5 protein-coding genes and 5 tRNA genes are annotated in these 7,215 nt (G+C 45.3%); all 10 read left to right on the forward strand.

Annotated features, from left to right (window positions below; translation table 11 throughout):
* Positions 1–184 precede the first annotated feature (184 nt).
* The 10 genes from recA to R7P74_RS20245 all read left to right on the forward strand — a co-directional run bounded on the left by recA (position 185) and on the right by R7P74_RS20245 (position 7,175).
* The gene (gene recA, locus R7P74_RS20200) at positions 185–1,219 is read left to right on the forward strand and encodes a recombinase RecA (RefSeq protein ID WP_171343187.1); all 1,035 of its coding nucleotides are present in this window, start codon (positions 185–187) and stop codon (positions 1,217–1,219) included.
* 127 nt (positions 1,220–1,346) lie between these two features.
* A complete protein-coding gene (gene recX / locus R7P74_RS20205) occupies positions 1,347–1,814 on the forward strand; it encodes a recombination regulator RecX (protein WP_171343188.1) in 468 nt (155 codons plus the stop codon).
* Between the two features lie 142 nt (positions 1,815–1,956).
* Entirely contained in the window at positions 1,957–4,539 is a 2,583-nt protein-coding gene (alaS, locus tag R7P74_RS20210; protein WP_005380872.1) for an alanine--tRNA ligase, read from the forward strand.
* A gap of 212 nt (positions 4,540–4,751) precedes the next feature.
* Positions 4,752–5,939 (forward strand): aspartate kinase, encoded by a 1,188-nt coding sequence (locus tag R7P74_RS20215; RefSeq protein WP_005383803.1) that lies wholly within the window; start codon positions 4,752–4,754, stop codon positions 5,937–5,939.
* A gap of 92 nt (positions 5,940–6,031) precedes the next feature.
* The gene (gene csrA / locus R7P74_RS20220; RefSeq protein WP_004415691.1) at positions 6,032–6,229 is read left to right on the forward strand and encodes a carbon storage regulator CsrA; all 198 of its coding nucleotides are present in this window, start codon (positions 6,032–6,034) and stop codon (positions 6,227–6,229) included.
* A gap of 334 nt (positions 6,230–6,563) precedes the next feature.
* Positions 6,564–6,655: transfer RNA gene (locus tag R7P74_RS20225), tRNA-Ser, on the forward strand.
* 31 nt (positions 6,656–6,686) lie between these two features.
* Positions 6,687–6,763: transfer RNA gene (locus R7P74_RS20230), tRNA-Arg, on the forward strand.
* 29 nt (positions 6,764–6,792) lie between these two features.
* Positions 6,793–6,884: transfer RNA gene (locus tag R7P74_RS20235), tRNA-Ser, on the forward strand.
* 85 nt (positions 6,885–6,969) lie between these two features.
* Positions 6,970–7,046 (forward strand) — tRNA-Arg (locus R7P74_RS20240).
* Between the two features lie 52 nt (positions 7,047–7,098).
* A tRNA-Arg gene (locus tag R7P74_RS20245) sits at positions 7,099–7,175 on the forward strand.
* Positions 7,176–7,215: the final 40 nt, after the last annotated feature.

Genomic DNA, 7,215 nt, shown 5'->3' on the forward strand with positions numbered 1-7,215 from the left:
TTAGCCCAGCATTGATAAGGGCTAGAGCAAATCATGACTTTAGGTCAGCCAAATTTTTTTCATACAGGTATGGACACTGTATGAATCAACAGTATAATAACTTTCATTGCTGAGCAGTTCTTCTGCTTAAGAAAAATGAATTACTATTCGTCGCCCAAAGAAGATGAATAAATCGGAGAAAGTAATGGACGAGAACAAACAGAAAGCGCTCGCCGCTGCGCTAGGTCAAATTGAAAAGCAATTCGGTAAAGGCTCTATCATGCGCCTTGGTGATAACCGCGCAATGGACGTAGAAACCATCTCAACGGGTTCTCTTTCTCTTGATATCGCTTTGGGTGCTGGTGGTCTACCAATGGGTCGTATCGTAGAAATCTACGGCCCAGAATCTTCAGGTAAAACAACATTAACGCTTGAGCTTATTGCTGCTGCGCAACGTGAAGGCAAAACGTGTGCGTTTATCGATGCAGAGCATGCTCTAGATCCTGTATACGCGAAGAAACTTGGCGTTGATATCGATGCATTGCTAGTTTCTCAGCCAGACACAGGTGAGCAAGCTCTAGAGATCTGTGACGCACTTGCACGTTCTGGTGCTATCGATGTTATGGTTGTCGACTCTGTTGCAGCACTAACACCGAAAGCAGAAATCGAAGGCGAAATGGGCGATAGCCACATGGGTCTGCAAGCACGTATGCTTTCTCAAGCAATGCGTAAGCTAACGGGTAACCTAAAGCAGTCTAACTGTATGTGTATCTTCATCAACCAAATCCGTATGAAGATTGGTGTGATGTTTGGTAACCCAGAAACAACAACAGGTGGTAACGCACTTAAGTTCTACGCTTCTGTTCGTCTAGATATCCGTCGTACTGGCGCAATCAAAGAAGGTGACGAAGTCGTAGGTAACGAAACGCGCATCAAAGTTGTTAAGAATAAGATTGCAGCACCATTTAAAGAAGCAAACACACAAATCATGTACGGCCAAGGCTTTAACCGCGAAGGTGAACTTGTCGATCTAGGTGTGAAGCACAAGTTAGTTGAAAAAGCCGGTGCTTGGTATAGCTACAATGGCGATAAGATTGGTCAAGGTAAAGCGAATGCGTGTAACTACCTGCGTGAGCATCCTGAAGTGGCTAAAACTATCGATACAAAACTTCGTGAAATGTTGCTAGCGCCAGCACTTGCGGAAGCGCCTGAAGCGCCAGAGCAAGCTGAAGAGTTTTAATCTCTCATAGATTAATAAATGACAAAGCCCTGCAATGCGGGGCTTTGTTGTATCTATTGAAATCAAAAATCGAATTATCACAAAGGCCATTGAGAGCCTGTACAGCAAAAATACTTTTAGGATCATCATGTACCAAAAACGCCAGGCGCCAACATTATCGAGCAAAGAGGCTGCTATCCAATTGCTTAGCCGTCGCGATCATGGTCAGTATGAGCTTTACCAAAAATTATCGATGAAGGGCTATGAAGAATCAGACATCGACATCGCAATTAATTTTTGCCTAGACCATAACTATTTAGATGATTTACGTTACGCGAAGAGTCAAATTAGACAGCATGTATACAAAGGACATGGAGAGCGTCGAATTCGTCAAGAGTTAAACCAGAAGCGTGTTGCGGAATCGGTGATTGAGCAAGCTATGGCTGAAGAGCCGCAAGATTGGTTTGAACTGGCTAAACAGGCGGCAGAAAAGAAATTCAAAGGTGTTAAAGCCAAAGACCAAAAAGAGTACGCAAAACAAGTTCGTTTTCTGCAGTATCGCGGCTACAGTTTTGACCAAATCAGCAACGCGCTGAGCTTTGAGGACGAAGATTAACGGTCAGTCGTCCGCACTGATTTTTGTTTTGCTTCAAATTTTTTCTCCTACTCCCTCTTTTCCTCAAGAAAACTAGTCTCAGCTGTTTGCATGATCTACAATACGGCAAAATTCTAACTCGACTATTTTCAGGAAGAGCTGCATGTACATGAGCACTGATGAGGTTCGTAACGCGTTCCTCAAGTTCTTTGAGAGCAAAGGACACCAAATCGTAGAAAGTTCATCGTTAGTTCCACATAACGACCCAACCCTGCTGTTCACAAACGCAGGTATGAACCAATTTAAAGATTGTTTCTTAGGCTTAGAAAAACGAGCCTACACTCGAGCGACTACGGCTCAGCGTTGCGTACGTGCTGGTGGTAAACATAACGACCTAGAAAATGTTGGCTTTACTGCTCGTCACCACACATTCTTTGAAATGTTAGGCAACTTCAGCTTTGGCGACTACTTCAAAGAAGATGCGATCTCCTTTGCTTGGGAATTCCTAACCGAAGTTCTTAAACTGCCAGCGGATCGTTTATTGGTAACTGTTTACGAAACCGATGACGAAGCGTTTGACATCTGGAACAAGAAAGTTGGCGTGCCCGCTGATCGTATTGTTCGCATTGGTGATAAAGAAGGCGGCAAGCCGTACGAGTCTGATAACTTCTGGCAAATGGGCGACACTGGCCCCTGTGGTCCATGTACTGAAATCTTCTACGATCACGGTGAGCACATCTGGGGTGGCCGTCCTGGCACGCCTGAAGAAGATGGTGACCGTTTCATCGAGATCTGGAACAACGTATTCATGCAGTTCAATCGTCACGCAGACGGCACTATGGAACCGCTACCCAAACCATCGGTAGATACTGGTATGGGTATCGAGCGTATCTCTGCAATCATGCAGGGCGTTCACTCAAACTACGAAATTGATGTATTCCAAGCTCTTATCAAAGCAGCAGCAGAAGTGATCGGTTACGAAGACCTATCAAACCAATCACTACGCGTTATCGCTGACCACATCCGTTCATGTTCATTCCTGATCGTGGATGGCGTTATGCCTTCAAACGAAGGTCGTGGTTACGTATTACGCCGTATCATCCGTCGCGCAGTTCGTCACGGTAACAAGCTGGGCGCACAAGGTGCATTCTTCCACAAGTTGGTTGGCGTACTGGCAGACATCATGGGTACGGCTGGTGAAGAGCTGAAGCGTCAACAAGCTGTGGTTGAAAAAGTACTGCGTATCGAAGAAGAAAACTTTGGTCGTACACTTGAGCGCGGTATGGCGATTCTAAACGAAGCATTAGATAACCTAGACGGTAAAGTACTGGACGGCGAAACCGTATTTAAACTTTACGACACTTACGGCTTCCCAGCTGACTTAACTAACGACGTTGCACGTGAGCGTGAGTTCGCAATCGACGAAGAAGGTTTTGAGAAAGCGATGGAAGAGCAGCGTCAACGTGCGCGTGAAGCGGGTAACTTTGGTACTGACTACAACGCAGCAATCAAAGTTGATACGCAAACAGAATTCTGTGGTTACACAGGTACTAAAGGCTCTAGTTCTGTAGCAGCGATGTTCGTTGAAGGCAACGAAGTAGATTCGCTATCTGCGGGCGACAAAGCAATCATCGTACTTGGTGAAACACCATTCTACGCAGAGTCAGGCGGTCAGTGTGGTGACGCTGGTGAAATCCGTACTGAGTCTGGTGTATTCCGCGTTGAGGACACTCAAAAACTAGGTAACGCAATCGCGCACCACGGTGTAATGGCAGAAGGCGTTCTAGCGAAAGGTGATGAAGTAGCAACTATCGTTGACGCAGAGCGTCGCGCAGCTATCTCTCTAAACCACTCAGCAACGCACTTGCTACACGCAGCACTACGCCAGGTTTTAGGTGAGCACGTAACGCAGAAAGGCTCATTGGTGAAGGCAGACAACCTACGTTTCGACTTCTCGCATCTAGAAGCCGTAACCGCAGCAGAGTTGAAAGAAGTTGAGCGCCTAGTTAACGCGCAAATTCGTCGCAACCACACGATTGAAACCAACGTGATGGACATTGAGTCTGCTAAGAAGAAAGGCGCAATGGCTCTATTCGGCGAGAAGTACGACGACGAAGTACGCGTACTATCTATGGGCGACTTCTCGACAGAGCTTTGCGGTGGTATTCACGCATCAAGCACAGGTGATATTGGCCTATTCAAAATCACTTCAGAAAGCGGCATTGCTGCAGGTATTCGACGTATTGAGGCGGTAACAGGCGAGGCTGCATTAGACGCGATTGAAGCTCAAAACGCGAAGTACGAAGAGAAACTGGCAGAATCTGCACAGAAAGCAAAAGCGCTAGAGAAAGAAGTGCAGAAGCTAAAAGATAAGATGGCGGCAGCAGAAAGCGCTAACATCATGGGCAAAGCGGTTGAAGTCAATGGTACAAAAGTTCTAGTCGCAGCTCTTGAAGGCGCTGACAGCAAGAACCTACGTACTATGGTTGATGACATCAAGAACCAAATGGGGTCTGGTGTCGTACTGCTTGCTAACGTAACAGGTGACAAGGTTGGCCTGATTGCTGGTGTGACTAAAGATCTAACTGGTAAAGTAAAAGCTGGTGATCTAGTTAAGATGATTGCTGAGCAAGTCGGTGGTAAGGGCGGTGGTCGTCCTGACATGGCTCAAGCTGGTGGTACTGATGTAGCCGCACTACCAGAGGCAATTAAAACAGTTCAGCCTTGGTTAGAAGAGCGCTTATAAGCTTTTAACTACTAAAATTACGCTCAATCAAGTTTCTTTGATTGAGCGTAATTTTTTTTAGCAGCCAAGTGGTTTAATTGACCAAAAGTTAACCGAGTCATTTAGGCTATTTGGTTTTTGTTGTAACTACTGCTTATATAATTTTTCTAAAAGGAAATACTGACGATGTAAGCAGTTCTAAAGAGACTTCGGTCTTGGGAAGGTGAAGACTGGTGAAAAAGCCCCTTATCGTGCAAAAGTTTGGCGGAACCTCCGTGGGTTCAATTGAAAGAATCCACCAAGTTGCTGAACACATCATTAAGGCGAAAAATGATGGCAATCAAGTTGTTGTTGTCGTGTCTGCAATGTCAGGCGAAACAAACAGACTGATGGACCTCGCTAAACAGATAGATAGCGTGCCTACAGCTCGAGAACTTGATGTTTTGCTCTCTGCTGGTGAGCAAGTGTCAATGGCACTGTTAGCAATGACACTCAATAAATTGGGTCATGCTGCACGCTCGCTTACCGGAGCACAGGCGAATATTGTGACGGATAATCAACACAATGACGCAACGATTAAACACATTGATACTAAGACAATTCTGGGATTGCTTGAGCAAGACCAAATCGTGATTGTTGCAGGCTTTCAAGGTGTGAATGAGAACGGGGATATCACCACATTAGGTCGAGGTGGCTCAGATACGAGCGCAGTGGCACTGGCAGGCGCATTGCGCGCTGATGAGTGTCAAATCTTTACCGACGTTGATGGTATTTATACTTGTGACCCACGTGTAGTGAAAAACGCGCGAAAATTGGCGGTTATCGATTTTCCTTCCATGGAAGCGATGGCAAGCCGAGGCGCGAAAGTATTACATTTACCTTCAGTGCAATTTGCATGGAAGAATAATGTGCCACTGCGCGTGCTTTCGACATTTGATGTTAATGAAGGCAGTCTGGTAAAGGGGGAGTTAGGCAATCAAGCCGTCTCTGGTATAGCCATTCAACGTGACCTTGCCATAATCGAAGTCGATAAAGAACATTTATCTAGTGCTACAAAACAATGTCAGATGTTGGGTATCGACATTTGGAATGTGATCGAGGAAACAGAACGGGCAGGTATCATGATAAAACAAGATGCATGTGCCAAGTTCGATCTGGTGTTCAGCGACAAAATCCGTAATAGTGAAGTGGTAAGCCTGTTGACCGCAGTGGGGCTTGAGGCCAATGGAATGGTAGAGCACGCATGCGATTTGTTGGCAAAGCGAGATATTGAGATCAATTTCAGCGCAACGAATGCACTCACTATGATGCTAGTTTTAGCACCCGAATGTGTGGATACAGCAGCAAACATTCTGCATGATGCTTACATTACGTCTAGTGAAGCATTAAACATTCAACAAAAACATGCCTTTTTAGGCTGATTTTCGCTAACAAGGTAGTTTACGAAAATATAACTTTTGTTGGATAATAGCTTTGTAGCAAGAAAATTTAGAGATTACTCAAGGAGCAAAGAATGCTAATTTTGACTCGCCGCGTAGGCGAAACACTGATGATTGGTGATGAAGTGACTGTAACTGTACTAGGTGTTAAAGGTAACCAAGTGCGTATCGGCGTTAACGCTCCGAAAGAGGTTTCAGTTCACCGTGAAGAAATCTACATGCGCATTCAAGCTGAAAAAGGCAATGGCAACGTTGCTTCAGGTAACTACTAAGTCGCTCCTGTTTACAGAGCTTAGTTTGAATGAAAAAGGCTAACCGAAGGGTTGGCCTTTTTAGTTTTTACTGTTTTTGAAAATTTGCAGAAACTATTGTGTTGAGTATGGCTGTGAATTCATCAATAATATTGATTCGAACTTCGGAAAGTTATTTGAAAATAAATGTCTTTTTTTCAGAGAAGACTCTCTTTTTTTCATCATAATAGAGTGATAAAGTTCGTTTAATAGTCACTTTGATTAAATCAGCAACGGTTAAGCCAGTTTCGTAGATTTTTTCAAAGAAAGTGTTTGACATATTTTCGGTAAAACGTAATATGTGCCTCCGCAAGACGGTGAGGTGGCCGAGAGGCTGAAGGCGCTCCCCTGCTAAGGGAGTATACGGTTTATCCCGTATCGAGGGTTCGAATCCCTCCTTCACCGCCATTCTTGCAACGTTGATTTATCAACAAAAAGTGCGTCCTTAGCTCAGCTGGATAGAGTACCTGGCTACGAACCAGGCGGTCGGAGGTTCGAATCCTCCAGGACGCGCCATATCTCTTTTGAGATATAACAATGAAAACGGTGAGGTGGCCGAGAGGCTGAAGGCGCTCCCCTGCTAAGGGAGTATACGGTTTATCCCGTATCGAGGGTTCGAATCCCTCCTTCACCGCCATTCATTGACTGGCCCGATGGCCTTTTTTTTGTTTCGTAAGAAATGAATGTGATTTACTTCACAACTTCTTAGCAAGAAGATCTGCGCGTCCTTAGCTCAGCTGGATAGAGTACCTGGCTACGAACCAGGCGGTCGGAGGTTCGAATCCTCCAGGACGCGCCACTTATTAAAGGGTAATGCCCTGATGTTGACGAAAGTCGATGTCGAAAATTGCGCGTCCTTAGCTCAGCTGGATAGAGTACCTGGCTACGAACCAGGCGGTCGGAGGTTCGAATCCTCCAGGACGCGCCACTTATTAAAGGGTAATGCCCTGATGTTGACGAAAGTCGAT

The sequence above is a fragment of the Vibrio sp. 2033 genome (genome assembly GCF_033339735.1).

Excerpts from the sequence above, each read along its gene's own strand:
- recX (WP_171343188.1), top strand. The coding sequence starts at position 1,347 with ATGTACCAAAAACGCCAGGCGCCAACATTATCGAGCAAAGAGGCTGCT.
- alaS (WP_005380872.1), top strand. The coding sequence starts at position 1,957 with ATGTACATGAGCACTGATGAGGTTCGTAACGCGTTCCTCAAGTTCTTT.
- recA (WP_171343187.1), top strand. The coding sequence starts at position 185 with ATGGACGAGAACAAACAGAAAGCGCTCGCCGCTGCGCTAGGTCAAATT.
- csrA (WP_004415691.1), top strand. The coding sequence starts at position 6,032 with ATGCTAATTTTGACTCGCCGCGTAGGCGAAACACTGATGATTGGTGAT.